22 protein-coding genes and 1 pseudogene are annotated in these 23,764 nt (G+C 68.1%); 14 read left to right on the top strand and 9 right to left on the bottom strand.

The genetic code is table 11. The features are described 5' to 3' along the window. The first annotated feature begins 37 nt into the window (after positions 1–37). The 4 genes from ACVBEQ_RS23110 to ACVBEQ_RS23125 all read left to right on the top strand — a co-directional run bounded on the left by ACVBEQ_RS23110 (position 38) and on the right by ACVBEQ_RS23125 (position 2,637). Positions 38–610 (top strand): dihydrofolate reductase family protein, encoded by a 573-nt coding sequence (locus ACVBEQ_RS23110; RefSeq protein WP_447155748.1) that lies wholly within the window; start codon positions 38–40, stop codon positions 608–610. A 619-nt stretch (positions 611–1,229) separates the two neighbouring features. Next, complete coding sequence (locus tag ACVBEQ_RS23115) at positions 1,230–1,394, top strand: hypothetical protein (RefSeq protein ID WP_447155749.1); 165 nt, start codon at positions 1,230–1,232, stop codon at positions 1,392–1,394. A gap of 42 nt (positions 1,395–1,436) precedes the next feature. Beyond that, the gene (locus tag ACVBEQ_RS23120) at positions 1,437–2,003 is read left to right on the top strand and encodes a GNAT family N-acetyltransferase (RefSeq protein ID WP_447155750.1); all 567 of its coding nucleotides are present in this window, start codon (positions 1,437–1,439) and stop codon (positions 2,001–2,003) included. Positions 2,004–2,226: 223 nt separating this feature from the next. Continuing rightward, on the top strand, positions 2,227–2,637 hold the full coding sequence (locus tag ACVBEQ_RS23125; RefSeq protein ID WP_447155751.1) for a VOC family protein: 411 nt from the start codon (positions 2,227–2,229) through the stop codon (positions 2,635–2,637). Positions 2,638–3,791: 1,154 nt separating this feature from the next. On the opposite strand, the gene ACVBEQ_RS23130 is transcribed toward ACVBEQ_RS23125, so the two are convergent. The 6 genes and pseudogenes from ACVBEQ_RS23130 to ACVBEQ_RS23155 form a co-directional block, all read right to left on the bottom strand. Continuing rightward, positions 3,792–5,177: an MFS transporter gene (locus ACVBEQ_RS23130; RefSeq protein WP_447155752.1), complete on the bottom strand. Its 1,386-nt coding sequence runs from the start codon at positions 5,175–5,177 to the stop codon at positions 3,792–3,794. A 243-nt stretch (positions 5,178–5,420) separates the two neighbouring features. Then, positions 5,421–5,555 (bottom strand): annotated as a pseudogene (locus ACVBEQ_RS23135) (DUF4440 domain-containing protein); the annotation flags it as partial. 44 nt (positions 5,556–5,599) lie between these two features. Then, entirely contained in the window at positions 5,600–7,996 is a 2,397-nt protein-coding gene (locus ACVBEQ_RS23140; protein ID WP_447155753.1) for an ATP-binding cassette domain-containing protein, read from the bottom strand. A gap of 109 nt (positions 7,997–8,105) precedes the next feature. After that, on the bottom strand, positions 8,106–8,501 hold the full coding sequence (locus ACVBEQ_RS23145; RefSeq protein WP_447155754.1) for a pyridoxamine 5'-phosphate oxidase family protein: 396 nt from the start codon (positions 8,499–8,501) through the stop codon (positions 8,106–8,108). 53 nt (positions 8,502–8,554) lie between these two features. Continuing rightward, on the bottom strand, positions 8,555–8,965 hold the full coding sequence (locus ACVBEQ_RS23150; protein WP_447155755.1) for a VOC family protein: 411 nt from the start codon (positions 8,963–8,965) through the stop codon (positions 8,555–8,557). 5 nt (positions 8,966–8,970) lie between these two features. Then, positions 8,971–9,420, bottom strand: a complete 450-nt coding sequence (locus ACVBEQ_RS23155) for a helix-turn-helix transcriptional regulator (protein WP_447155756.1) — start codon at positions 9,418–9,420, stop codon at positions 8,971–8,973. A gap of 133 nt (positions 9,421–9,553) precedes the next feature. On the opposite strand from ACVBEQ_RS23155, the gene ACVBEQ_RS23160 reads away from it, so the two are divergent. After that, the gene (locus ACVBEQ_RS23160) at positions 9,554–11,098 is read left to right on the top strand and encodes a DUF4389 domain-containing protein (protein WP_447155757.1); all 1,545 of its coding nucleotides are present in this window, start codon (positions 9,554–9,556) and stop codon (positions 11,096–11,098) included. A 3-nt stretch (positions 11,099–11,101) separates the two neighbouring features. Here ACVBEQ_RS23160 and ACVBEQ_RS23165 read toward each other — a convergent pair whose 3' ends face one another. Continuing rightward, positions 11,102–12,190 carry a winged helix DNA-binding domain-containing protein gene (locus ACVBEQ_RS23165; protein ID WP_447155758.1) on the bottom strand — a complete coding sequence of 363 codons (1,089 nt, stop codon included), beginning with the start codon at positions 12,188–12,190 and terminating at the stop codon, positions 11,102–11,104. Between the two features lie 277 nt (positions 12,191–12,467). Beyond that, a complete protein-coding gene (gene soxR / locus ACVBEQ_RS23170; RefSeq protein WP_447155759.1) occupies positions 12,468–12,968 on the bottom strand; it encodes a redox-sensitive transcriptional activator SoxR in 501 nt (166 codons plus the stop codon). 44 nt (positions 12,969–13,012) lie between these two features. On the opposite strand from soxR, the gene ACVBEQ_RS23175 reads away from it, so the two are divergent. The 6 genes from ACVBEQ_RS23175 to ACVBEQ_RS23200 all read left to right on the top strand — a co-directional run bounded on the left by ACVBEQ_RS23175 (position 13,013) and on the right by ACVBEQ_RS23200 (position 20,584). After that, positions 13,013–13,849 (top strand): SDR family NAD(P)-dependent oxidoreductase, encoded by an 837-nt coding sequence (locus ACVBEQ_RS23175; RefSeq protein ID WP_473163201.1) that lies wholly within the window; start codon positions 13,013–13,015, stop codon positions 13,847–13,849. Continuing rightward, on the top strand, positions 13,846–14,937 hold the full coding sequence (locus ACVBEQ_RS23180; protein WP_447155761.1) for an S-adenosylmethionine:tRNA ribosyltransferase-isomerase: 1,092 nt from the start codon (positions 13,846–13,848) through the stop codon (positions 14,935–14,937). Before ACVBEQ_RS23175 ends, ACVBEQ_RS23180 begins: the two co-directional genes overlap by 4 nt. Positions 14,938–15,041: 104 nt before the next feature. After that, positions 15,042–17,468, top strand: a complete 2,427-nt coding sequence (locus ACVBEQ_RS23185; RefSeq protein WP_447155762.1) for an FUSC family protein — start codon at positions 15,042–15,044, stop codon at positions 17,466–17,468. Continuing rightward, positions 17,465–18,661 (top strand): metallophosphoesterase, encoded by a 1,197-nt coding sequence (locus ACVBEQ_RS23190; RefSeq protein WP_447155763.1) that lies wholly within the window; start codon positions 17,465–17,467, stop codon positions 18,659–18,661. The genes ACVBEQ_RS23185 and ACVBEQ_RS23190 overlap by 4 nt, the downstream gene beginning before the upstream one ends. Positions 18,662–18,753: 92 nt before the next feature. After that, positions 18,754–19,893, top strand: a complete 1,140-nt coding sequence (locus ACVBEQ_RS23195) for a sensor histidine kinase (RefSeq protein ID WP_447155764.1) — start codon at positions 18,754–18,756, stop codon at positions 19,891–19,893. A 34-nt stretch (positions 19,894–19,927) separates the two neighbouring features. Then, a complete protein-coding gene (locus ACVBEQ_RS23200) occupies positions 19,928–20,584 on the top strand; it encodes a LuxR C-terminal-related transcriptional regulator (RefSeq protein WP_447155765.1) in 657 nt (218 codons plus the stop codon). Positions 20,585–20,859: 275 nt separating this feature from the next. Here ACVBEQ_RS23200 and ACVBEQ_RS23205 read toward each other — a convergent pair whose 3' ends face one another. Further along, complete coding sequence (locus tag ACVBEQ_RS23205) at positions 20,860–21,228, bottom strand: hypothetical protein (RefSeq protein ID WP_447155772.1); 369 nt, start codon at positions 21,226–21,228, stop codon at positions 20,860–20,862. A 182-nt stretch (positions 21,229–21,410) separates the two neighbouring features. Here ACVBEQ_RS23205 and ACVBEQ_RS23210 point away from each other — a divergent pair, with 182 nt between their 5' ends. The 3 genes from ACVBEQ_RS23210 to ACVBEQ_RS23220 all read left to right on the top strand — a co-directional run bounded on the left by ACVBEQ_RS23210 (position 21,411) and on the right by ACVBEQ_RS23220 (position 23,660). Then, the gene (locus tag ACVBEQ_RS23210) at positions 21,411–22,169 is read left to right on the top strand and encodes a glycerophosphodiester phosphodiesterase family protein (protein ID WP_447155766.1); all 759 of its coding nucleotides are present in this window, start codon (positions 21,411–21,413) and stop codon (positions 22,167–22,169) included. Positions 22,170–22,199: 30 nt separating this feature from the next. Further along, positions 22,200–22,955 carry a thymidine kinase gene (locus ACVBEQ_RS23215; RefSeq protein WP_447155767.1) on the top strand — a complete coding sequence of 252 codons (756 nt, stop codon included), beginning with the start codon at positions 22,200–22,202 and terminating at the stop codon, positions 22,953–22,955. A 363-nt stretch (positions 22,956–23,318) separates the two neighbouring features. Next, complete coding sequence (locus tag ACVBEQ_RS23220) at positions 23,319–23,660, top strand: RNA polymerase-binding protein RbpA (RefSeq protein ID WP_447155773.1); 342 nt, start codon at positions 23,319–23,321, stop codon at positions 23,658–23,660. The last annotated feature ends 104 nt before the right edge of the window (positions 23,661–23,764 follow it).

The following is a 23,764-nucleotide window of genomic DNA, read 5'->3' on the forward strand; positions in this document are numbered from 1 at the left end:
CCGATCAATATGTGGGACGAGTCCGGTCCACCCCGAGATGACCTCCACACCAACGCACGGCACGCGGCAGCTCGTGACAGGCCTCTTCGTCTCCCTCGACGGCATCGTCGAGGCCGATGACGACTGGCAGTTCGCCTACTTCGACGACGAGCTGTTCGCAGGCATCACCGCGGGCTGGGCCAGTGCGGGCGCCGTCCTCATGGGCAGGCGCTCGTTCGCCGGTTACGACCGGCTGCGGCATGATCACCCTGACTCACCCGCGGTCCAGTTCTTGGACTCCGTACCGAAGTACGTGGCGTCGACCACGCTGGCCGAGGTCGGGTGGCCGGGGACGACAGTGCTCAGGGACCAACTCGAGGCAGAGCTCGCTCTCCTGCGCACCGAGCCCGGCAAAGACATACTCGTGCTCGGCAGCCCGACACTCGTGCGTTGGCTGCTGGCTCGCAAGCTGCTGGACGCGTTGACGTTCACCGTGCTCCCGATCATCGTTGGTTCCGGCGCGCGGCTCTTCGAGGACATGCACCTGCCCACCGGGCACCTGGCAATGCGGTTGGACAGGGCGCACCCGCTGGCGAGCGGCGCGCTCGAGCTGCGCTACACCTTCGCCTGATGATCCGGCGCAAGCAGGCGTCGAGAACAAGTCAGCGTCGGGAGACATGATGAATTCGACCGGCAACTTGCACGCTAATCTTTCCAACTCGCCTTCGACAATTCTCGTGCAAGTCCAGGCGACGGCGCACACCACATCAATCTTGCGGTCGGCCGTCTGTGAACAGGCGACAAGATTATGATGCTCTTCCTCGATCTAGGATGTCTTCCCAGGTTCCGTAGGAATGGGGTCATCGTGCACTCATGAAGGGGCTCATTCCGGCGCCGCAATCAACGACGTCCGCTTCGAGCCATCGCCTCCCGCGAGCCGCGGTCCGCTGTCCGCGCCGTGGTCACGACCGCTGTCTTGTTTCTCGCTAAGTACCATGCTGTGATCTCGGGTGCACGTGTCACAGGTACCAGATGCACATTCGGACGACGAACCCGAGCGCTGACCCCAGATCAGATTTGAGGGCCTGAAACGTGGAAATGTTGAGCGGCGAAGCGATCGCCGAAGCGGATCTGACTGACTGTCGCAAGTTGGCGCAGGGTCGGGACGCCACGGGCCGCGTCCCCAATCTGTGGTTCCGGGACGTCGACGAGATGACAAGCGGAGTAAGCGGTTTTACGTCGAGGTCTACGTGCCGGCCGAGGTCGCCGAGCAACAGATGGCCGTTGTCGTCGCCGCGGGCGCAACCGTCGTCGATGACAGCGAAACGCCTGCGCTCACCGTCATCGCCGACCAAGACCGCAACAGAGAAATACTGTGCGTTGCCGAGTCCGCTACGGCACAGTCTGCTTCCTGACGTTCTGCAAAAGCCCCGGAGGTGCGTGTGACGACTCCACATATGATCAAACCCCTCACGCCCGAGACCTTCCCGGCGTGGTTGGCGCTGGCGCAGAAGCACAACGGTGTCTGGGGAGGGTGCTACTGCTCGTACTTCCATGGCGACACCGAGCAGACCGTGAAGAGAGAGTACGACGGGCCGACGTTCAAGGAGCGGCTTGTGAACGAGGGCGTCGCGCACGCCGCACTGGTCTTCGACGGGCAAGATGCGATCGCGTGGTGCGAGTACGGCAGTCCGCTCGAATTGCCGGGCATCTACCACCGCAAGCAATACGACGCCGGCGAGAAGAACCCGGCACCGTGGCGTATCACCTGCTTCTTCGTCGACCGCGACCACCGGCGCTCAGGAGTAGCGCGGGAGGCGTTGGACGGGGCGCTCGAGCTGATCGTGAGGGCCGGCGGGGGCGAGGTGGTCTCTTTCCCGAATGAGCTCCCACCCGGCAAAAGGACGTCGTCATCGTTCCTCCACAACGGCACGAGGGCCATGTTCGAGAAGGCCGGCTTCACCTTCGAGCGTCACATCGGAAAGAGCAAGACCGTCATGCGAAAGACGGTCCCGCCGGCTTGATGCCGACTGCATCGACGGGATTCATCGATGACGGCAAGTCGGGGGAGCGACGCCCAGACGGCGTCGCGGAGGGGCGGTGGTCGCGTGTCCGTGGAGGCAGTTGGGCAGGACCGGGTCGCATCTACGCACACTGCTGCCATGAGCCGAATGCCCGGACACACCGCGGTGAGGCCGATCCAGAACCCGCCTTCTCCTGCCTCACCGGATTCCCTAGCCTGGAGCCATGGACACCATCAGGACTGTTGTCGTCTTTGATGCCGCCGACCTGCACGCCGAGAGTGGCTTCTGGGCGGGGATGCTCGATGGCCACGTCTTCGAGGACGACACGTTCCACAGCGTCATCGACGCGGCAGGAGAATGGCGGGTCGGAGTGCAGCTCGCGCCACTGCATGTTGCCCCGGACTGGCCTGACGGTGCCCCTCAGCAAATGCACCTCGACTTTCACGTCAACGACCCGGCGTCGGCGCACCAGCAAGCGGTGAGGTTGGGCGCCCGCCTCCTGCAAGCCTCGGACCTTCGTCAGCCGCAGGGCCACCAGGTGTACGCAGACCCGGCTGGCCACCCGTTCTGCATCGGCTGGGGGCAGCCGTCGGAGAAGGCGCTGGCTGCGTTCGTCAGGGAACGGCTGGGCTAGCGTCTAGAGCAACGACTCAACGCCCACAACGCTCGCAACTCCTGGCAGGTACCGCTGCTCGGTCGCCCGAGAGCAGAAGTGCATTTGCGCTCGTCGCTTCCGATGCATAATGGTTCACTGGTAACAAGCAATGTTAAGTCCTGCATTATCGTGCGAGATTGCGCGTGCAGTCCGCCTCGGGACGGGGCGGGGCCTGTGATCCTATGCGCGTCCCTCGCCAGGTGTGGGGTCCGTTGAGTCGCCTTCGCTTCGCGACCGAAGGTAGCTGACGGTGGTGCTGATTCCGACCAGCAAGAACATAATCCCGAGGGTCCAACGGAGGACCAACACACCGGAAGTGAATGGGATCATGGCCAACCAGACCAGACCCACCGCGACAAAGATCGGCCCATTCCAGCGAGCGGTCCACCGCTGGAGTGCGGACTTACCCGATGGCACCGTCTGTTGCATGCGTAAGGGTCTCATGTTGAGTACTTGCCCGGTTCACCCCGCGGCAACAATGGTGCAGTTTCGGCACGTGCAGGCTGAGTTGGTGCAAGCTCGCGCTGACTGTTGTTCAAAGGAGTTGCTAGGTCCGTTGATGGTGGACGGCCGCGGTATCCGCGTATGGAACGAGTGGTTCGGTTGCGACCGCGGCGTGCGTGAAGGCGACTTGGTTGCTGTAGCCGAGCTGGGCGGCAACGGTTGGCGGCGGGACTTGCCGAACCAGATCGCGGACTGAGGAGAGGGCGGGTCGTGCATCCGTTGCAATATTGCTCTGTCTACTTGACATAATCTCACTTATCGGCACTCGATCTGTGCTGCGGGCCGGACCCCGGACACCTTGCACCACGCGCCGCTGACATTCATTCACCAGTTCGCGCCGTAGTGATGATCTGCACCACTGACCTGACCACACGTGTTGATCATTGGTTGCGGACCGGTGTCCTGTCGTTGTTGCCCGCGACGCCGGCGCCGTAGCCGGCCGCACCATGAATCAAGTGCTCAGGCGGCATGCGGCATTGGCAGCATGGTCGGGCCGTGCGCTGCGCCCGACCATGCTGCCTCGGCCGGTTTACCGACGGTCGATTCGTCACGTGACGAAATCAGGACCAGGTCTTCGTATGGTCATTGGTTGTTCTTGGTGCGACAACTGTTGCGGCACTTGACGAACGTCAACTCCGAACACCGGCCCGAGTCGCCGGTACCGTACCGGCCCATGCGGTGCCCTGCTCCCGGTCCAAGGCTGTGACGCTCCGGTTCTTCATGAAGAAGACGTACACCACGAGGCTGACTGCGATGACCGCCGTGACGTAGACAATGAACAGATTGGTCTTGCCGGCAGCCGAGGATGCTTGGTAGATGACCGGTGCGGTGCCGCCGAAGATGGAGTTGGCCAGCGCGTAACCCAGACCGACGCCCAGCGCCCTGATGTGCGCAGGAAAAACCTCGGCCTTGACGATGGCGTTGACCGAGGTATAGCCGGTCAGGATGACGTACCCGATCGCGGTCAGCAGGAACGCCATGATCGGCGACGTGGTCTGCGGCAGGAAGCTGATCAGCACCCAGGTGTACAGGACACCGCCCACGCCGAAGAACACCAGCAGCGGTTTGCGGCCCACCCGGTCGCTGATCAGGCCGCCGATCGGCTGGATCACCATGAGCAGGATGAGGCCGAGCAGATTGACCCACGTGGCCGCGGTCGCGCCGTCTTCGCCGAACGCCTTCTTCACGATGGCCGGCGCATTCACGCTGTAGGTGTAGAAAGCGATCGTGCCGCCGGCGGTGACGAGGAAGACCCACACCAGCGGACGCCAATAAGTGGTGAGCAGTGCCTTCATCGATCCGGAGGACGTGTCCTGGCCGGATTTCACGGCTGCCAGGTACTCCGGAGACAACGATTCGTCCATGGTCCGACGGATCCACAGCACGATCAGCGCCCCGATGCCGCCGATGAAGAACCCGATTCGCCAGCCCCAGTCCTTGATGTCGTCCACCGGCATGAAGCTGATCAGAATGAGCAGGGTCAACTGCGCCAGGACATGGCCGCCAACCAACGTGACGTATTGGAAGGACGAGAAGAAGCCGCGACGATTTGCGGTCGCCGCCTCGGACATATAGGTGGCCGACGTGCCGTACTCGCCACCGGTGGCGAAGCCCTGCACGAGGCGGGCGGCAATGAGGATGACCGCCGCCCACGCGCCGATCGACTCCCGTGTCGGCATGACCGCGACGATCAACGAGCAGGCGGACATCAGGGTGATGCTGACCGTGAGCGCCGCCCGTCGGCCGCGCCGGTCGGCGAACCGCCCGAAGAACCACGAACCGATCGGTCGCATGATGAACGTCACGGCGAAGATCCCGTAAACGTAGATTGTCGAGTTCTTGTCCGCCGAATCGAAGAAGGCAGCCTCGAAGTAGACCGCGAACACTGTGTAGATATAGACGTCGTACCACTCGACCAGATTGCCGGCCGCACCCTTGATGGTGTTCAGGATTGCCCGCTGCGTGCTGACAGGTGCCTGCGTGGGCGCCGATCCGTCAGGGTGTGCCTTGGTCATGATGTGCCCTTCATCCCTTTCGCGGCCAAGATTGGCGACGACGCCGGACTCGAACTGACCGGAGCATCAAACCACTGACATGGTTTGTCGCCAATTACTCTGCGGTGGGAATGCGGTCCGCATAACCTTTACCCCATTTTGGGCTTATTTGGCCTTTCTTGCCGATAAGTCCCTTCTGTACTCAACGATCCGGCAGCGCGGCGCGGGTCGATGCCGCAACATCCGAAAACGCGAAACTCGTCGTCATTGGGTGACAGCAACAGGTGTTACGTGGGTGTGGACGCACAGCCAGCGTTGATCGCGGCGGACAAATACGTCTGTCGTCCACTCGTCGGCGTCGAAGGCCGTGCCACCGAAGTGCGCTGTGTTCACCACCCGGCCAAAGACGATCCTCGGCACCTGACGCGCGGAGAGCCGACCGGTCAGCCGACGTACGCCGCCAGGTGCTGCCCGGTGAGAGTGGAGCGGGCGGCCACCAGGTCGGCCGGTGTGCCGGCGAAGACCAACCTGCCGCCGTCGTGACCGGCTCCCGGACCCAAGTCGATGATCCAGTCCGCGTGCGCCATGACCGCCTGGTGATGCTCGATGACGATCACCGACTTGCCCGAGTCGACGAGCCGGTCGAGCAGCCCCAGCAGGTTCTCGACGTCGGCGAGATGCAGGCCGGTGGTCGGCTCGTCCAGCACGTAGACGCTGGAGCCGCCGCTCTTCTCCACCATCCGCGTCGCCAGCTTCAGCCGTTGCCGCTCACCACCGGACAACGTCGTCAGCGGCTGACCGAGACTGAGGTACCCCAAGCCGACGTCCACGAGTCGATCGAGGATGGTGTGCGCGGCCGGCGTCCGCGCCTCCCCCGCTCCGAAGAACTTCTCGGCGTCGGTCACCGACATGGCCAGCACGTCACTGATGTTCTTGCCGCCGAGGTGGTACTCCAGCACCGAGGCCTGGAACCGCTTGCCCTCGCACTCCTCGCACATGGTGGCAACGCCCGCCATCATCGCCAGGTCGGTGTAGATGACACCGGCGCCGTTACAGGTCGGGCAGGCGCCCTCGGAGTTGGCGCTGAACAGCGCCGGCTTGACGCCGTTGGCCTTGGCGAACGCCTTCCGGATCGGTTCCAGGAGCCCGGTGTAGGTGGCCGGGTTGCTGCGTCGTGATCCTTTGATCGCCGCCTGGTCGACCGTGACCACCCCCTCCCGGCCGGACACCGAGCCCTGGATCAGCGAGCTCTTCCCCGAGCCGGCCACGCCGGTCAGCACGACGAGCACGCCCAGCGGGATGTCGACATCGAGGTCGCGGAGATTGTGGTTGCTCGCGCCGCGCACCTCCATGGCGCCCGACGGCGTCCGCACGGACGGCTTGACGCGAGCGCGGTAGTCCAGGTGCCGGCCGGTCAGTGTGTCGCTGGCCCGCAGTCCCTCCACGGTGCCCTCGAAGACGACCTCGCCGCCGGCGGTTCCGGCGCCCGGGCCGAGGTCGACGACGTGGTCGGCGATGGCGATGGCCTCGGGCTTGTGTTCCACCACCAGCACCGTGTTGCCCTTGTCACGCAACTGCAGCAGCAGGTCGTTCATCCGTTGGATGTCGTGCGGGTGCAGGCCGATCGTGGGCTCGTCGAACACGTACGTGACGTCGGTCAGCGACGAGCCGAGGTGGCGGATCATCTTGATCCGCTGGGCTTCCCCGCCCGACAGCGTCCCGGACGGCCGGTCGAGAGAGAGGTAGCCCAACCCGATCTCGACGAACGAGTCGAGCGTCTGCAGCAGGTTCTCGAGCAGCGGTGCCACCGAGCGGTCCTTGACACCGCGCACCCATTCGGCGAGATCGCTGATCTGCATCATGCACGCGTCGGCGATGCTGATGCCTTTGATCTTGGAGGACCTGGCCGCCTCGGACAGCCTGGTGCCGTCACAGTCGGGGCAGACGGTGAACGTCACCACGCGCTCGACGAAGGCCCGGATGTGCGGCTGCATCGCCTCGATATCCTTGGACAGGAAGGACTTCTGGATCTTCGGGATCAATCCCTCGTAGGTCAGGTTGATGCCGTCGACCTTGATCTTGGTCGGTTCCTTGTACAGCAGGTCGTTGAGTTCGCGTTTGGTGAACTTGCGGATCGGCTTGTCCGGATCGAGGAAGCCGGAACCGCTGAAGATGCGGCCGTACCACCCGTCGACGCTGTAGCCGGGGATGGTGAGCGCCCCCTCGAGCAGCGACTTGCTGTCGTCGTAGAGCTGGGTCAGATCGAAATCGGTGACCGAGCCGCGGCCCTCGCAGCGAGGGCACATGCCGCCGAGCACGCTGAAGCTGCGCCGCTCCTTCGTCGTGTTGCCGCCGCGCTCGAAGGTGACCGCGCCCGACCCGCTGATCGACGCGACATTGAACGAGAACGCTTGCGACGAACCGATGTGCGGCCTGCCGAGCCGGCTGAACAGGATGCGCAGCATCGCATTGGCGTCGGTGGCGGTGCCGACGGTGGAGCGGACGTTGGCGCCCATCCGTTCCTGATCGACGATGATCGCGGTCGTCAACCCGTCCATGACGTCGACGTCCGGCCGGGCCAACGTCGGCATGAAGCCCTGCACGAATGCGCTGTAGGTCTCGTTGATCATCCGCTGGGACTCGGCGGCGATCGTGCCGAACACCAGGGAGCTCTTGCCCGAGCCGGAGACACCGGTGAAGACCGTCAACCGGCGCTTCGGGAGGTCGATGCTGATGTCCTTGAGATTGTTCTCCCGCGCACCGTGCACCCGGATCAGATCGTGGCTGTCGGCAACATGTCGCGCAGGCGTCTGCGCGTCCGATCTGGTCGCGATGCTCAACGTGTCTCCATCCGTGTGGCGCGGTTTCGCGCACTCGTTCCGCTGTCTATCAGATCGACGGCGCAGGCCCGCTGAAATATCCGGTCGCACCGACGGATCATCGCCGAGGTCAGAGCCACCGCCCGTCCCGCATCAGCTCCCGGTGGGGCAGCTCGTCGACCTCCCGCCAGGCCTGGATGCGTCGCGGGGTGACCCGGAACCAACGGTAGGCGGTCGTCAGGGTGCGTGGGTCGAACCCGGTGCGCGCAGCGAATCGATCCCCCCGTTCGCGATCCAACCCGTCCATTTCCAGGACCTCGACGTCGCCCTCGATCATGCAGACGTCGCGGGTGGGGCCCAAGCCCAGTCGAACCTGCGGGCCGGCGGCCAGGTTTCGACCGGTCGGGCTGCTCGCCGGGGTGGCAAGCAGGACCGTCTCGCCGTCCCAATCGAAGGACAACGGCACCAGGTACGGCACGCCATCGCGGGAAGCGGTGGCGACCCACAGGTCGATGTCGTGGGTCAACCGGTGTTCGCTGTCGAGGCGACGCTGCGCGCGCGTGCGCGGTGCGGCGCCGCTCAGCGCAGTTCCTGGATTCGGAGCATGTTGCCCGACGGGTCGCGGAACGCGCAGTCCCGGACGCCATACGGCTGGTCGGTCGGCTCCTGGATGACCTCGGCCCCGGTTGCCTCCAGCTTCGCGAAGGTGTCGTCGAGGTCGGTGGTGGCCAGGTTGATCGCGAAGTAGCTGCCCTTGGCGATCAGCTCCTGGATGGTGCGCCGCTCCTCGTCGGTCAGCCCGGGGGTGGCCTCCGGCGGGAACAGCACGACGCCGGTGTCCGGTTGTTTGGGCGGTCCCACGGTGATCCAGCGCATCCCCTGATATCCGACGTCCATCCGGACCTCGAAGCCGAGGGCGTCGCGGTAGAAGGCCACGGCGGCGTCCGGGTCGGTCTGCGGGAGGTAGCTCTGGTGAATGGTGATGTCCATGGCGCTCACGCTAGGTGCGGCTCGGTGCCCACCGCTTCTCGAATCCTGACCGGTCTGGTGACCTGTTTCGCGACGCACGACGGCATCCCCGCCGTCGCCTGCTGCGCCTCCCGGCGGTAGACGCTGGGCGGCATGCCGACGAGTTCGGAGAAGCGGATGCTGAAGGTGCCGAGCGATGAGCAGCCGACCGCGAAACACACTTCCGTCACGCTCATGTCGCCGCACCGCAGCAGGGCCATGGCACGCTCGATGCGCCGGGTCATCAGGTACGAATACGGGGACTCGCCGAACGCGAGTTTGAATTCCCGGCTCAGGTGCCCGGCCGACATGCTCGCGCCACGGGCCAGCGCCTCCACGTTGAGCGGCTGCGCGTACTCACGATCGATCCGGTCACGAACGCGGCGCAGCAACGCGAGGTCGCGCAGCCGCTGCGCGTCGATCGGTCTGCTCGTCACGTTTCAGATCGTGCCACGACCGGCGGGACCTTGGTCCCGCCGCACCGTGCCCAACCCCCCTGGCAGGGGTAGGCGAAGTGCACTATGCCTGAGTTGACCCCTCTGCCAGGGGCTCCACCTTGGGAGATGCGATATGACTTCCCCGGCAACCACTTCCCCGACGCCACCCTTCCCCACGACACGTTCCCCGGTCCGCCTGCAGGGCCGCCTCGACGAACCATTGAGCCGAGGACTGTGGCTGGTCAAATGGCTCTTACTGATCCCGCACCTGATCGTCCTCGCCTTGCTGTGGGTGGCGTTCTGGGTGCTCACCGTCATCGCGTTCTTCGCGATCCTCTTCACCGGCCGGTACCCGCGGCCGCTGTTCGACTTCAACGTCGGTGTGCTCCGATGGACCTGGCGGGTGGCGTACTACGGGTACGGAGCGCTCGGGACGGACCGGTACCCGCCCTTCAGTCTCGAGGAACATCCGGAGTATCCGGCCACCCTCGATGTGACCTACCCACAGCATCTGACCAACGGACTCGTGCTCGTGAAGTGGCTCCTGGCGTTGCCGCAGCTGATCATCGTGACCGTTTTCATCGGCGGCAGCACGTATCTCGCTGCCCAGGCAGGTCAATGGCTGTACTCGGCGGGCGGTGGCCTGGTCAGCATCCTGGTCTGCTTTGCGGCCATCGCGTTGCTGTTCACCGGCCGGTACCCGCGCGGGCTGTTCGATTTCATCCTCGGTCTGGACCGCTGGGTCCTCCGGGTCGGGGCGTACGTCCTGCTCATGACCGATGAGTACCCGCCGTTCCGGCTGGACGCGGGCGGCGAGGATCCCACCGGTTTCGGCACCTCTGACGGGCTGACGGCGACCATGCCAGCGCCGGCAGGTCCGCCGGCACAGAGCCTGTGGACCGGCGAGTTTCCCCCACCGCCCCCGCCGCGGGCGCAGGCACGCCGGTGGTCGGCAGGCAGCGTCGCAGCAATTCTCATCGGTTCCCTGCTTGTGCTCGGCGGTCTGGGATCCGCGGCCGGCGGCACCGCGATCTTCGTGGCGGCCGCTGCCACCCGGGCCGACGACGGCAGCTACACCACGCCCACCGAGCAGTTCAGCGGATCCGGCTATGCCATCGAGTTCGGCGCCGCCGAGCTGAACTGGACGCAGGCCGGCTGGGCGGCCAACGCGGATTGGCTCGGCCAGGTCCGGGCGACGGCGGAAAATGCTTCCTCGGACGTGCCGGTCTTCGTCGGGATCGCCCGTACGGCCGACGTCTCCAGGTACCTCGGCGGGGTGCAGACCGACCGGGTGACGGATTTCAGCCTGTTCCCGTTCACGGCGAAGTACTCTTCGCACGCGGGCTCGGCTCCGGCTGAGCTGCCGATGGACCAGACCTTCTGGGCGGCGCAGGCGTCCGGGTTGGGTGCGAAGACGCTGACCTGGGATCCGCAGCCGGGTCGCTGGATGCTCGTGGTGATGAACGCCGACGCCATCCCCGGAGTCACGGTGGACCTGAGCGTCGGCGCGGACCTTCCGGTGCTCATCCCGATGGCGTGGGCACTGGTCGTCGGCGGCGGTGTGCTGTTGATCGTCGGCACGGTGCTGATCGTGGTCGGTTCGGTCAGCGGTCGGCGACGCAACACTCCCCCGCCGATGGTGCCGGACGCTGTGGACCGCCCCCTGGTGCACAGCTGACGTTCAACCGGACACGGTGACCGGTACGCCGAGGAATCGGCCGTACCGGTCGACCGCGTCGGCGAACCGGGCGAGCACTCGTGCCGACAGCGGCTCCAGCGAAGACGGCGTCACGGTCACACCGGCCGCGGTCTTGCGGCGTCGCCAGGTGCCGACGACCCGACCGTCCGACACGATCGTGGACAGGAACATCCCGTTGTTGCCGGGAACGATGGCGCCCGCATACGCCTCGGGCAGGTTGGCCGACCGGTCCCGATAGCCGAGCAGCAATTCGTCGAAGCCGGGCAGTGCCGCGACCGACCCGGCGGGCCGTTCCTCGAGTCCTGGCGCCATCCAGTAGGTCACCCCATCGATCACCAACTCTTCGAGCGGTACCTCTGTCGCGGCCAGCCCGGCCCTCGCGTCCTTGACGGGAAGCTTTGTCCACCAGCAGAAGTCGGCGATCGTCGCGGGACCATGTCCGGCGAGATACCGACCGACGAACTCCCCCAGCGCCTCGTCGCCGTGTAATCGGCGCGGCCGGGGCACCCACTCGTCGAGCAGCACAAAGAGCTGCTCGGCACCGCGCATCGGACCCTGGCAGAGCAGTCGCTTCTGGTGCAGTGCGCCCAACAGATGAATGCCGCGCTGGCCGGCCGTGCTGACACCCGCTTCCTCGAACGCGGTCAGGATGTCGGCACGGCCGGCCGAACCGCCACCCGCCAGCAGGGAAGCCGCAACGTCGGCCGCGGCTCCAATCGCCGCTTCGTCGATGCCCAACTCGCGGTGCCGGGAGGTCAACGCACGGAGCGTCCTGGGTGCGGTCAACTCGAGCATCCAGCCGATGTCGTCCGCCGGAACCAGGTGCAGCGTCCCGCGCATCGGCCAGGAACGGATGATCTCGCCGCGACCGAGAGCGTCGTCCACGTCCGCCAGGGTCGAACCGGGCGTGCGCAGACCGACCGACCACTTCGCTCCGGGGAGGTCCTGCGCCTGCAGGGCGAGCATCCAGCGGACCACCTCTGCCGGGCCGGACAACCCGGAACCGCCGATTCGTTGGGCGGTGAGCCGCAGCCGGCGCAACCGGCGGGCGTCCTTCGCGGCGAGGGTCACCGGTGCATCGTTGCGCACCGCCCCGACAGCGCACCCACAAGCACCCCAAGAAACCAAGAAGGCCGCCCGACGCGGGAGGCATCGGGCGACCATGGCGGACGATCCCCGGACAGTGCGCCTCTCGGCACGTGGTCGCTCTTGGCGACTAAAGGGGTGGAGCCCGGGGCATGTACCGGGGACCGTCAGTCTGTACAACCGGCGGTGGCGCAGGCATCTTCCGTGTACTCAGGTGACGTGCGCCACATCGTGCATCCGAGGGGGCGGAGCCCGGGCGCGGCTACGGCACGCCCGGCGACATCGGTGTTGCCTCCGCACCGACCGGCCGCCGGAGCAGCGCCGGGAGCAGCGCCGCGCCCGGTGGCTGCACCTGGCCGGCCAGCCGGTCGTCGGGGTTGTAGAGCGCACACACCTTGAGCGACAGGCAGCCGCAGCCGATGCAGGAGTCGAGCCGGTCGCGCAACGCCTCGATCGCAGCGATCCGCTCGTTCAGCCGATCCCGCCAGTCCTTGGAGATGCGCCGCCAATCGGAGGTTGTCGGGGCACGGTCGACGGGCAGGTGGGCAAGCTCGGCCCTGATCTCGTCGAGAGTGAGGCCGACGTTGCGGGCCGCCCTGATGAAGGCCAACCGCCGCAACACGATTCGTTCGTAACGCCGCTGGTTGCCGGAAGTGCGTGCGGCAACGATCAGCTGCTCGCGCTCGTAGTACCGCAGCGCCGACGGCGCGAAACCGCTGCGCGCAGCCACGTCCGCAACGGTGAGCATCGTCTTCGGCGGCATGCCGGCAAAGCTAGCTTGACTTCAAGTTGACTTCAACTTTCAGGATGGACACGGACAACGGTGTGAACTCCATCGACGAAAGGCATTCCATGCCAAGCGCAGTCATCACCGGCGGATCGGCCGGACTCGGCAAGGCACTCGCGGCTGTACTGGCCGAGAGAGGTTGGGACCTCATCATCACCGGCCGCAGGGCGGACCGGCTCGCCGCCGTCGCGCGGGAGCTGTCCGGCGGCGACCTGTCCGGCACAGACCTGTCCGGCACAGACCTGTCCGGCGCGGGTCGGGTCACGGCGGTGGCCGGCGACGTCGCGGACGCGGCCCACCGGCGCGACGTGGCTGCCGCCGCTGCGACCCGCGGGTCGCTCGACCTTCTGGTGAACAACGCCAGTATCCTCGGCCCGACGCCGCTGCTGCCGGTCACCGGCCTCTCCCCCGCTGCCATCGACGAGGTCTTCGCGGTCAACGTCACCGGCCCTGTGGCGCTGAGCACCGCGTTGCTGCCGTTGCTGCGCACGGCGAACGGCGCGGTGCTCAACATCTCCTCGGACGCGGCCGTCGAGCACTACCCGCGGTGGGGCGCGTACGGGGCGAGCAAGGCAGCGCTCGATCACCTGACCCTCACCCTGGCCGTGGAGAATCCCGAGACCAGCTGGTACGCCGTCGATCCCGGGGACATGCGCACCGACCTGCAGCAGGCGGCATTCCGCGGCGAGGACATCAGCGACCGGACCGACCCCGCCGACGTGGTGACCGCGCTGCTCGCATTGCTCGACCGGCGACCACCGAGCGGGAGGTATCGCGCGGCGGACTTCATGCGGGCAAACCCGGATGACCCGTCCCGGATCGATTCGGCCCCGTCCGTTGCGGCGGCCGGCCGGTGAGCACGGCCCTGGCGACCCCGTCCACCGTCTTCCCCCAGGCAACGGACCGGACCGCAACGGCACCGCCCGAACACCGCGGCCTGGGACGGGACGGCGTCAGACTCCTGGTCGCCACCGACAACGCCATCGAGCACACCGTTTTCAGCGCACTGCGGGACCACCTCCGCCCCGGTGACGTGGTGGTCATCAACAACTCCGCGACGCTGCCGGCGCAACTCGACGGCACCCGGCGCGGCGGCCGGCCGGTGATCGTGCATCTGGCGACGGACCTGCGTGACGGCCGCTGGATCGTCGAGTTGCGCGGCGCCCCCGATGCCTCGACCCAGGTGCTGGACGCCGACCGGGGCGAGCTGGTCCGGCTGCCCGGCGGTGCCACGCTGCGCCTCCTCGCGCCACACAGCGGTCAGCGCTCGAGTCCCACCGGCGTCGGCAATCGGCTCTGGCGCGCCCGGATCACCGGCACCGGACCCGTCCTGCCGTACCTGCACCGCTGGGGTCGCCCGATCGCCTACGGCTATCTGCGGCAGCGGTTCCCGCTCGCCGACTACCAGACGGTCTTCGCGTCCGAACCCGGCAGTGCGGAGATGCCCAGCGCGGCAAGGCCGTTCACCGCCGACCTGGTGACCGGGCTGATCGCTGCCGGCATCTCGCTGCTGCCCATCACCCTGCACACCGGCGTGTCCTCGCAGGACGCCGGCGAAGCGCCGCAGTCGGAATGGTTCCGGGTACCGGCCTCGACGGCGTGGGCGGTCACCACCGCCCGCCGTGCGGGCGGCCGGGTGATCGCCGTCGGCACCACGGTGACCCGGGCGCTGGAAAGCGCCACGGCCGATGACGGGACGATCGCGGCGGCAGCGGGATGGACGAATCTCGTGATCGAGCCGCGGCGGGGGGTCAGGATCGTCGACGGTCTGATCACCGGGTGGCACGATCCGGAGGCGTCCCATCTGTTGCTGGTCGAGGCGGTCGCCGGGACCGAACTGACCCAACGCGCCTATGACGCGGCCGTCGCGGAGCACTACCTGTGGCACGAGTTCGGTGACGCCGGACTGCTTCTCCGTGATGCGGGTGGCCGGCGAGCGACCTGAGAAGAACCTGGCGGCGCCCGACATCGGCCGCGGTGTCGGGGGTGGCTGATAGATTCCGGCGATCCGGTCAACCCGGGGATCAGCCTGCTGAGCGGTAGGTGAACATGTCGGACCCGATCATCGGCTGGATGCGTCGGCACGACCCGGATTGGTACGCGCTGCGCAAGGCGGTCAAGGTCGCGGTCGTCGTCACCATCGGGGTCGCTATCGGCAGCTACCTGGGCAACGGCCAGTTGACCTTGTTCGCCAGCTTCGGCGGAGTCGCGCTGCTGTTGTTCGCGGATTTCCCCGGCGGCCGCTCCGCCCGGCTCGGCGCCTACATCGGGCTGGTGCTCGTCGGCGCCGTGTTGATCTGCCTGGGCACCCTCGCATCGAACACGCCATGGCTGGCGGTGGTGGGCATGGCGGTCGCCGGTTTCGTCATCCTGTTCGCCGGCGTGCTCAGCGCTGCGGCCGCCGGGGCCACGCGGGCGGCGCTGCTCACCTTCATCCTCCCGGTCACCGTGCCGGGGACCGCGACGGACATGGTGTTCCGGCTCGGCGGCTGGTTCCTCGCCGCCGCCATGGCCGTTCCCGTTGCCATCCTGGTGTGGCCACCGGCGGACCACCAGAAGCTCCGCCGCCGCGGCGCGGAAGCCTGCGCCGCGTTGGCCGCACAGTTGACGGCTCGGGTGAACGGCGACACCGACGCGCCGGGGGCGGATACAGGTGCGCAGCAGGCGATCATCGCGTTGCGCCGCCAGTTCCGGAGCACCACCTGCCGGCCGGTCGGCCTGACCTCCGGCAGCCGGGTGCTCATGCAGCTCACCGACCGCCTGGAGTGGTTGCACTCGGTGGCGCTGCGGATTCCCGCCGGCTCGCGGCGCCACTGGCCCAGCCACACCGTGGAGCTGGTCGGGTCGTGCGCCGCGGTCCTCACCGCCAGCGGGCAGGTACAGGCGGCGGCGGACAGCCGTCCGAGTCCTCAGGCCAGACAGGTGCTGGCGGGCGCAATCCGGGAACTGGAACAGCACCGGGCGCGGGTCAGCGTGTTCCTCGAGGTCGTCGCAGACGGCGCCCGGCAGGGATCTCCGGCCGGCTCGGACCCCGCGGCGGTGCCGGCGGGCGCCGACGACACGTCGCTGCGACCGGCGGTTGCCCACGAACTGGCCTACACGACGCTGCTGGCGGGGTCGACCGTCGCCGTCTCTGCGGCGGCCGACGCACGACCGTTGCTGGACCGGCTGCTCGGCCGGCGGCTCCCCGGCACCCTCGACGGCCCGGTTGCCGCGGCCCACCGAATCGCGGCGGGTCACATCACCCGGCGATCGGTGTGGTTCCAGAACAGCCTGCGCGGTGCGCTGGGGCTGGCGTTCGCGGTCTTCCTGGCTGAGATCACCCAGATCCAGCACGGATTCTGGGTGGTGCTCGGCGCGATGTCCGTGCTGCGCACGACCGCGCTGACCACCGGCTCCACGGCGCTGCGGGCCCTGGTCGGCACGCTCGCCGGATTCGTCGTCGGCGCCGTCATCATGCTGGCGGTCGGCACCACGCCCTGGCACCTGTGGGTGCTGCTGCCGGTGTCCGTGTTGATCGCGGGTTACCTGCCCGAAGCCGTCTCGTTCATCGCCGGGCAGGCAGCGTTCACCGTGATGGTGGTGGTGCTGTTCAACATCATCGAGCCGGTCGGCTGGTCGGTCGGACTGGTCCGTATCGAGGACGTCGCCCTCGGCTGCCTGGCCGGCACGGTGTCCGGCATCCTGCTCTGGCCGCGGGGGGCCGCCGCGCAGATCCGGGCCGCGCTGTGCGACCACTACCGACGGTCGGCCGATGCGCTCGAGGCAGCCGTCGACCGGCTGACCGGGCGGGCCGGCGGGGATTCCGCCGTGCTTGGCCGAACGATTGCCGATGCCAGGTCGGCGAGTCTGCGACTGGACGATGTGCTCCGCGAGTACCTGTTCGAGCGAGGCACCAAGTCGGTGCCCGTCGCCGAGCTCACCGCACTGACCAACGGGGCGGTCCGGGTCCGGCTCGCCGCCGAAGCGGTGGCCGGGATGACGGACCCACTTCCGTCGGTGCCGCTGACGTTTCCGTCCGTCACGGCCGCTGGCCCGTCGGACGACCCGCCGGCGGCCGGGGACGAACGCGACGGGGCGATCCCGGCCCACTCCCCCGCCGCCGGCACCCTGCAGAACGCAGGCGCCGACATTGCCGTGTCGGCGACGGAGGCGGCCGGCTGGTACCGCGGCCTCGCCGACGTGTTGAGCCGTACCGCCGATGCGCTGCCGGCGGATACCGACGCAACCGTCGAACAGCAGTACCTGCGGGCCCTGCGCCGGGACGCGGCGGCCCTCGGGCGTCCGGCCGTTGCCGCGCGGGCCAGAACACTCTGGGCGGCGGCGCTGTTCGTGGACGACGTCGCGCGCCTTGAGGAACGCCTGCGGGCGGACGTCGAGACCATCAACGCCCCGCCCACCCCGGGAACGGTGCCTGCCGAGATCGCCGAGCCCGCCCCTGCCGACCGGCGGAGCCCGGTCGGCTCGACACCATGACAGCGCCGGCCGAATCTGCGGCGGAGCGACGGTCCACCGCCCGGCGCGGCCCGCCGGCGGTCTTCATCGCCGTCGCCGTGCTGGTTCTGTTGTTGCTGCACGGTGTTCCGTGGTGGCGGCTGGTGATCGCCCCCGACTGGCCGTTGCCGGTCACCCTCGCCGGTTCCGCGCTCGCCGTGGTTGCGCTGATCGCCTTCCCGGTCGCGATGGTGGCCGGGCACGGTCGGCGTCACCGCGACGGTCTCGCCGCGGCGGGTGACGGCTGGCTCGGCATCGTCTGGCAGCTCTTCAGCTGGACGGTCATCGGCGAACTGGTCGGCTTGGTCCTGTGGGTCGCCGGAGTCGGGGCACCGGGACGTCAGCGCGCCGTCGCTCTGGGCGTACTCGCGGTGGTCACCCTGCTCAGCTGCTGGGGATTCCGGCAGGCGATGAAGGTGCCACGGATCCGGCGGACCGAGGTGGTCCTCGACCGGCTCGGTGCAGGGTTGGACGGACTGACCGTCGCGGTGATCGCCGACACCCACTACGGCCCGATCGATCGGTCCCGCTGGTCCGCGCGACTGGTCGCGGCGGTCAACGACCTGCGGGCGGATGTCGTCGTGCATGCCGGCGACCTGGCCGACGGCTCGGTCGACCGGCGTCGTGCGCAGGTGGCCCCGCTGGCCGGGGTGGTCCCGGTCCTCGAGCGGGTGTACATCACCGGCAACCACGAATACTTCTCCGGCGCGGCGGAGTGGGTGCAGCACATGGCGGACCTCGGCTGGACAGTGCTGCACAACCGCCACGTGACGGTCGAGCGGGGCGGTGACCAACTGGCGATCGCCGGGATCGACGACCTCACCGCCGGGGGCTCGGGAGTGGCCGGACATCGGCCGGACCTGCCGGCCGCACTGCGCGACATCCCCCCGGGCGTCCCCGTGCTGCTGATCGCCCACCAGCCCAAGCAGGTCCGTCAGGCGATCGAGGCGGGCGTCGACCTGCAGGTGTCCGGGCACACCCACGGCGGTCAGATCTGGCCGTTCCAGCTCATCGTGCGTGCAGAACAAGGTGTGCTGCAGGGTGTTTCGCGGCACGGACCACGCACCCAGCTGTACGTCAGCAGAGGTGCCGGGTTCTGGGGGCCACCGTTCCGGGTGTTCGCGCCCAGCGAGATCAGCCTGCTGACCCTGCGTGCCGGTGCGGTCGGCAGATGAGCCTGCGACGGGTGCCGGCGGAGGTTCCCACCCCTACCGATCCGGGGGTTATCCCTACTCCGCTGCGTGCCGGCCGCGGCCAAGATGAAGGCATGACCGAGACCCTCAGTGCCCAACCACCACCCGCGTCCCGGTGGGCGTTGCTGGGTATTGCCTTCGCATTGCTCGGTCTGCGCATCGCCGGGTTCGTTCTCTTCGGCGTGCTGATCGCGTCCATCGCGCTGATGATCATCTGGATCGGCATCCCGCTCCTTCTCGCCTGCCTGGCCTTCCTCCGGGCCTTCGCACGAGTGCACCGCAGGCTGGCGGGCCAGGTGCTGGGGGTCGAGATCGCCGACCCGCCCGGGCCATCGGGCCGGCTGGGCCTCTTGGACGCCCTGCGGTTCCGGCTCGGCGACCGGAACACCTGGCGGGAACTCGCGTGGCTGCTCGAGGTGCAGAGCATCGGGTTCGCGCTCCAACTGGCTGCGCTCATCGCGTTCCCGTTCCTGCCGCTGGGCTGGTGGGGATCACCACTGCTGCTGCGCACCGACGCTGCCACCACCCGCATGCTGGTCGGCCCGCAGGACGGCCGGCTCCAGGAACGGATCGGCGAGCTCGAGTCCTCCCGGGCCAGCACGGTCGACCACTCCGCTGCCGAACTGCGCCGGATCGAACGGGACCTGCACGACGGTGCGCAAGCCCAGCTCGTCGCGCTGGGCATGAACCTCGGACTGGCACAGGAACTGGTCGAGAAGGATCCGGCGGCCGCGACGGCACTGATCGCCGAGGCCCGCGCCTCCTCCACCACCGCGCTGTCGGAACTGCGGTCCCTGGTGCGCGGCATCCACCCGCCGGTTCTCGCCGACCGCGGTCTGACCGGCGGGATCGCGGCGCTGGCCCTGGCCCATCCCCGAGCTGTGGAGGTCGATGCCGACATCGACGGCCGGCCTTCCGCACCGGTCGAATCCGCGGTTTACTTCGCTGTTGCGGAGGCGCTGACCAACTCGGCGAAGCACGCCGCCGCGCAGAACTCCTGGGTGTGGCTACGGCACGACGGGGCGGTGCTGACGGTGATGGTCGGTGACGACGGCGTCGGCGGCGCGGAGTTGAGCCCGGAGGGTGGTTTGATCGGCATCGAACGCAGGCTCGCGGCCTTCGACGGAACGCTCTCGCTGGCCAGCCCGCTGGGCGGGCCGACCATCGTCACGATGAAGGTGCCGTGCACGCTGAAGGCGGCCGCGCCGGCCTGACACCGGTTCCGGACAGCAGGGAAAGGTCACCGACGTGCGAGTGGTTCTGGCCGAGGATCTCGCGCTGCTCCGGGACGGCATGATCCGGCTGCTCACCGCCTATGACTTCGACGTGGTGGAGGCGGTGGACAACGGCCCGTCGCTGTTGCGGGCGTTGACCCTGCACCGGCCGGATGTCGCCGTCGTCGACGTCCGGTTGCCACCGACGTTCACCGACGAGGGATTGCGGGCCGCGCTGGCAGCGCGTGCGGAGATCCCCGGGCTCCCGGTGCTGGTGGTCAGCCAGTACGTCGAGCAGCTGTACGCACGCGAACTTCTCTCGCAGGGCACCGGCGGCGTCGGCTACCTGCTCAAGGACCGGATCTCGGACGTGACGCAGTTCGTCGACGCCATCCGGCGGGTGGCTGCCGGCGGCACAGCGATGGACCCGGAGGTGATCAGCCAGCTGCTCTCCCGTCACCAGGACAGCTCGCCGGTGGCCTTGCTGACCCCCCGCGAACGTGAGGTGCTCTCGCACATGGCCGAGGGCCGTTCGAACGCGGCGATCGCCGCCAAGATGTTCGTCACGGAGAAGGCGGTGGGGAAACACACCGCATCGATCTTCGGCAAGCTCGGCCTCGAGCAGAGCGAAGACGACAACCGCCGGGTGCTGGCCGTGTTGACCTACCTGGAGAGCAGCCCGCGGGGCTGACACCGCACGGCCGGCGACGGTCCGGTGGGCGAGCGAACAACTTGGTGCACGGCCGGATGGAGTGACTGGACGCCGAGTCGCCTCGGGGCGACTGTCCGACGTGGCTCCGGACCGGTCTTGCGACCGCGGTGGTCCACGAAGGCTGTGTATCTGTGAGGCCCGGGGATACGGCGCCCAGCCACGGCGTCAACGGTAGCCGAAGAGCGCCAGCCGGCTCGACCGGACCACAGTGATCACCTCAAGCTCTACTTGAGGGTTAGGCCGGAACGGACGTCTCAGCGGATCCGCTCCGCCGAGCGGGCGGCGGCCACCATCTCCGACACCAGCGGCGCGAGCTCGGCCGCACCGGCCGACTCGGCCAGCGCCGTGGCGACGTCCTCGGCGGCACACCGCACCTGGTACAGCCGGTCGGCGAGGTCGTCCCGTTCCTGCTGGGTCAGGACGACGGCGTCGGGCGGGATCGCCCCGCGCTCGAGCGCATTGCGGTTCTCGTAGGCACGCTGCCGGCACGCCTGGGCGCAGTACCTCCGCCGGCGCCCCACCCCGCTGGTGGCCGGCAACTCGCGGCCGCACCACAGGCAGCGCACCGGACCGGACCGCGCCCGACGACCCTGCGCGGGTGCCGGGCCCCGCTCGACGGTCATCGTGCGGAGGTCGGAGCCAACGGCGGATGAGGACATCGCCCGACCGTATGCGAGCAGCCGTCCGTCACCGTGACGACATACCGGAGGCAGGGCAACAGGACCGTCAGCGGTGCGCCGCGGACGTCCCGGCTCGCCGACAGGCGCAGCGCGGACCGTCGGCTCCGTCGTGCCACACTCCTGCCGTGAGCGCCTACCTCGTCGGCAGCCCGCCCCGGGCGTTCGCCCACCGGGGTTGGCACATCGATGATCTCGCGGGTCTGGAGAACACCCTGGCGGCGTTCCAGCGGGCTCACGACGAGGGCTACCGCCACCTGGAGACCGACGTGCGGGCCACCGCCGACGGCGAACTGGTGGTCTTCCACGACGCGCGCCTTGACCGGGTGACGGACGCCTCCGGGTCGCTGGCGGCGTTGCCGTGGAGCGAGGTCGGAGCGGCGCGGGTGGGCGGCCGGGAGCCGATCCCGCGGCTCGCCGATCTGCTGGAGGCGCTGCCGGACGCACACTTCAACATCGACGCGAAGTCCGATGCCGCCGTCGGGCCGCTGGCCGAGCTGATCCACCGGCTGGGCGCGGCTGACCGGGTCTGCGTGGTGTCGTTCTCCGATCGCCGGCTCGCCGCGCTGCGCACCGCGGTCGGGCCGGGCACGGCCTGGGCGCTCGGGCCGGCCGAGACCTTCCGGCTGTACCGGGCGGGCGTCGTCCGCCGCCAGTTCTCGACGACCGCGGTCGCCGCGCAGGTGCCGATGATCTACCGCCGGGTGCCCATCGTCACGCCTCGGTTCCTGACGGCGGCTCACGCGGCGGGGCTGGAGGTGCACGTCTGGACGATCGACGATGCGGCCGAGATGCACCGACTGCTCGACCTCGGTGTGGACGGCATCATGACCGACCGCCCCGACATCCTGCGTGCGGTGCTGATCGAGCGGGACGCTTGGCAGTGAGCCGCCACCAGCGGCGATACAGTGCGCGGAATGCACAGAACGGACCCTGGAGCCGCCCGCCATGCTGACCGGCACGCCGACCCGGCGGACGGGGACTCGGCGTTGTCGGCGGTGCCGGCTGCCGGATCCGGTCGGGGTCGCTTCGCCGGTGGTGCGGTCAAGTTCTTCCACGGTCCGATGGACTGCGGAAAATCCACCCTGGCGCTGCAACTGCACTACAACCACTCCCGGCAGGGGCGGGTCGGACTGCTGCTGACCCGACTGGACCGTTCCGGCCCGGCGACGATCAGCTCGAGGATCGGCATCAGCAGCGCCGCCATCGAGGTCTCCGACGACCAGGACATCCGGGAGCTCGTGACGCAGCAGTGGTCACGCGGAACCCGGGTCGACTACCTGATCGTCGACGAAGCCCAGTTCTTCACGCCGGAACAGATCGATCAGCTGGCCGTTCTGGCCGACGAGGTGCAGATCGACGTCTATGCCTTCGGTATCGCCACCGACTTCCGCGGCCGGCTGTTCCCGGGATCGGCCCGGTTGTTCGAACTGGCTGACGAGGTGGCCCCGCTGCAGGTGGAGGTGCTGTGCTGGTGCGGTCGCATCGGCCGGTTCAACGCGCGGGTGCTCGACGGCCGCATCGCCCGCGAGGGAGCCACCGTGATGGTGGCTGACACCCGGTCGGGCGACAACGCTGTCGCCCGCTATCAGGTGCTCTGCCGGATCCACCACCGTTCCGGTCAGCTGGGTCCCGACGATGCCCGGCAACCAGCCCTCGCCGACCCGCGTTGACCTGATATCACAAGGTCGCCGTTCGGCGTGCATGAGATCGGCGGACGTGGGTACTTGAGCTGTCAACGGCGCTCTCTGTAGTTTTTTCGCCGGACTGCGTCACCTTCGGGTGATTCGTGCGTCCCACTGTTGTCAACACCGCCTGTTCAGGGCCTGAGGTGGGAAAGTTCAGTCATCCGACAAGGTCGTTTGAGCGGTAGACACTTATAACACCCAGCCAACCGCGTCGCGGGAACGAACCACCGCTGTTCAGCGTTACCCACCGGTAGGGAGCCGATCTGGCTCGTTGTCGGCGTCATACCGGCAAGCGCCGCGCGGTACATCATGCGCGGCAGCACGTACAAGCAGCAGGAAAGGAACATCATGGCCGACCGTGTCCTGCGCGGCAGCCGTCTCGGTTCGACAAGCTACGAGGCGGATCGTAACCACGATCTCGCGCCCCGTCGTACGGCGACCTACCGCTGTCCCCGCGATCACGAATTCACCGTCCCGATGGCCGATGACGCCGAAGTCCCCGCAGTCTGGGACTGCCGGATGCATGGCCTCTCGTCGATGCTGATCGACGGATCCGTCCCCGAGGGCAAGGCCGTCAAGCCGCCGCGTACCCACTGGGACATGCTTCTCGAGCGTCGTTCGATCGAGGAGCTCGAAGAGATCCTCAACGAGCGGTTGAGCGAGCTGAAGAGCCGCCGCACCGCCTCCTGATCCGGATTCCACCGGACTGAAACACCGCACCAACAGACAGCGCCGCCCGCCTCCTCCGAGGCGGGCGGCGCTGTCTGTTCATGGGGTTTGTTCGCTGAAACAGG

It is taken from the genome of Nakamurella sp. GG22 (assembly GCF_052976845.2).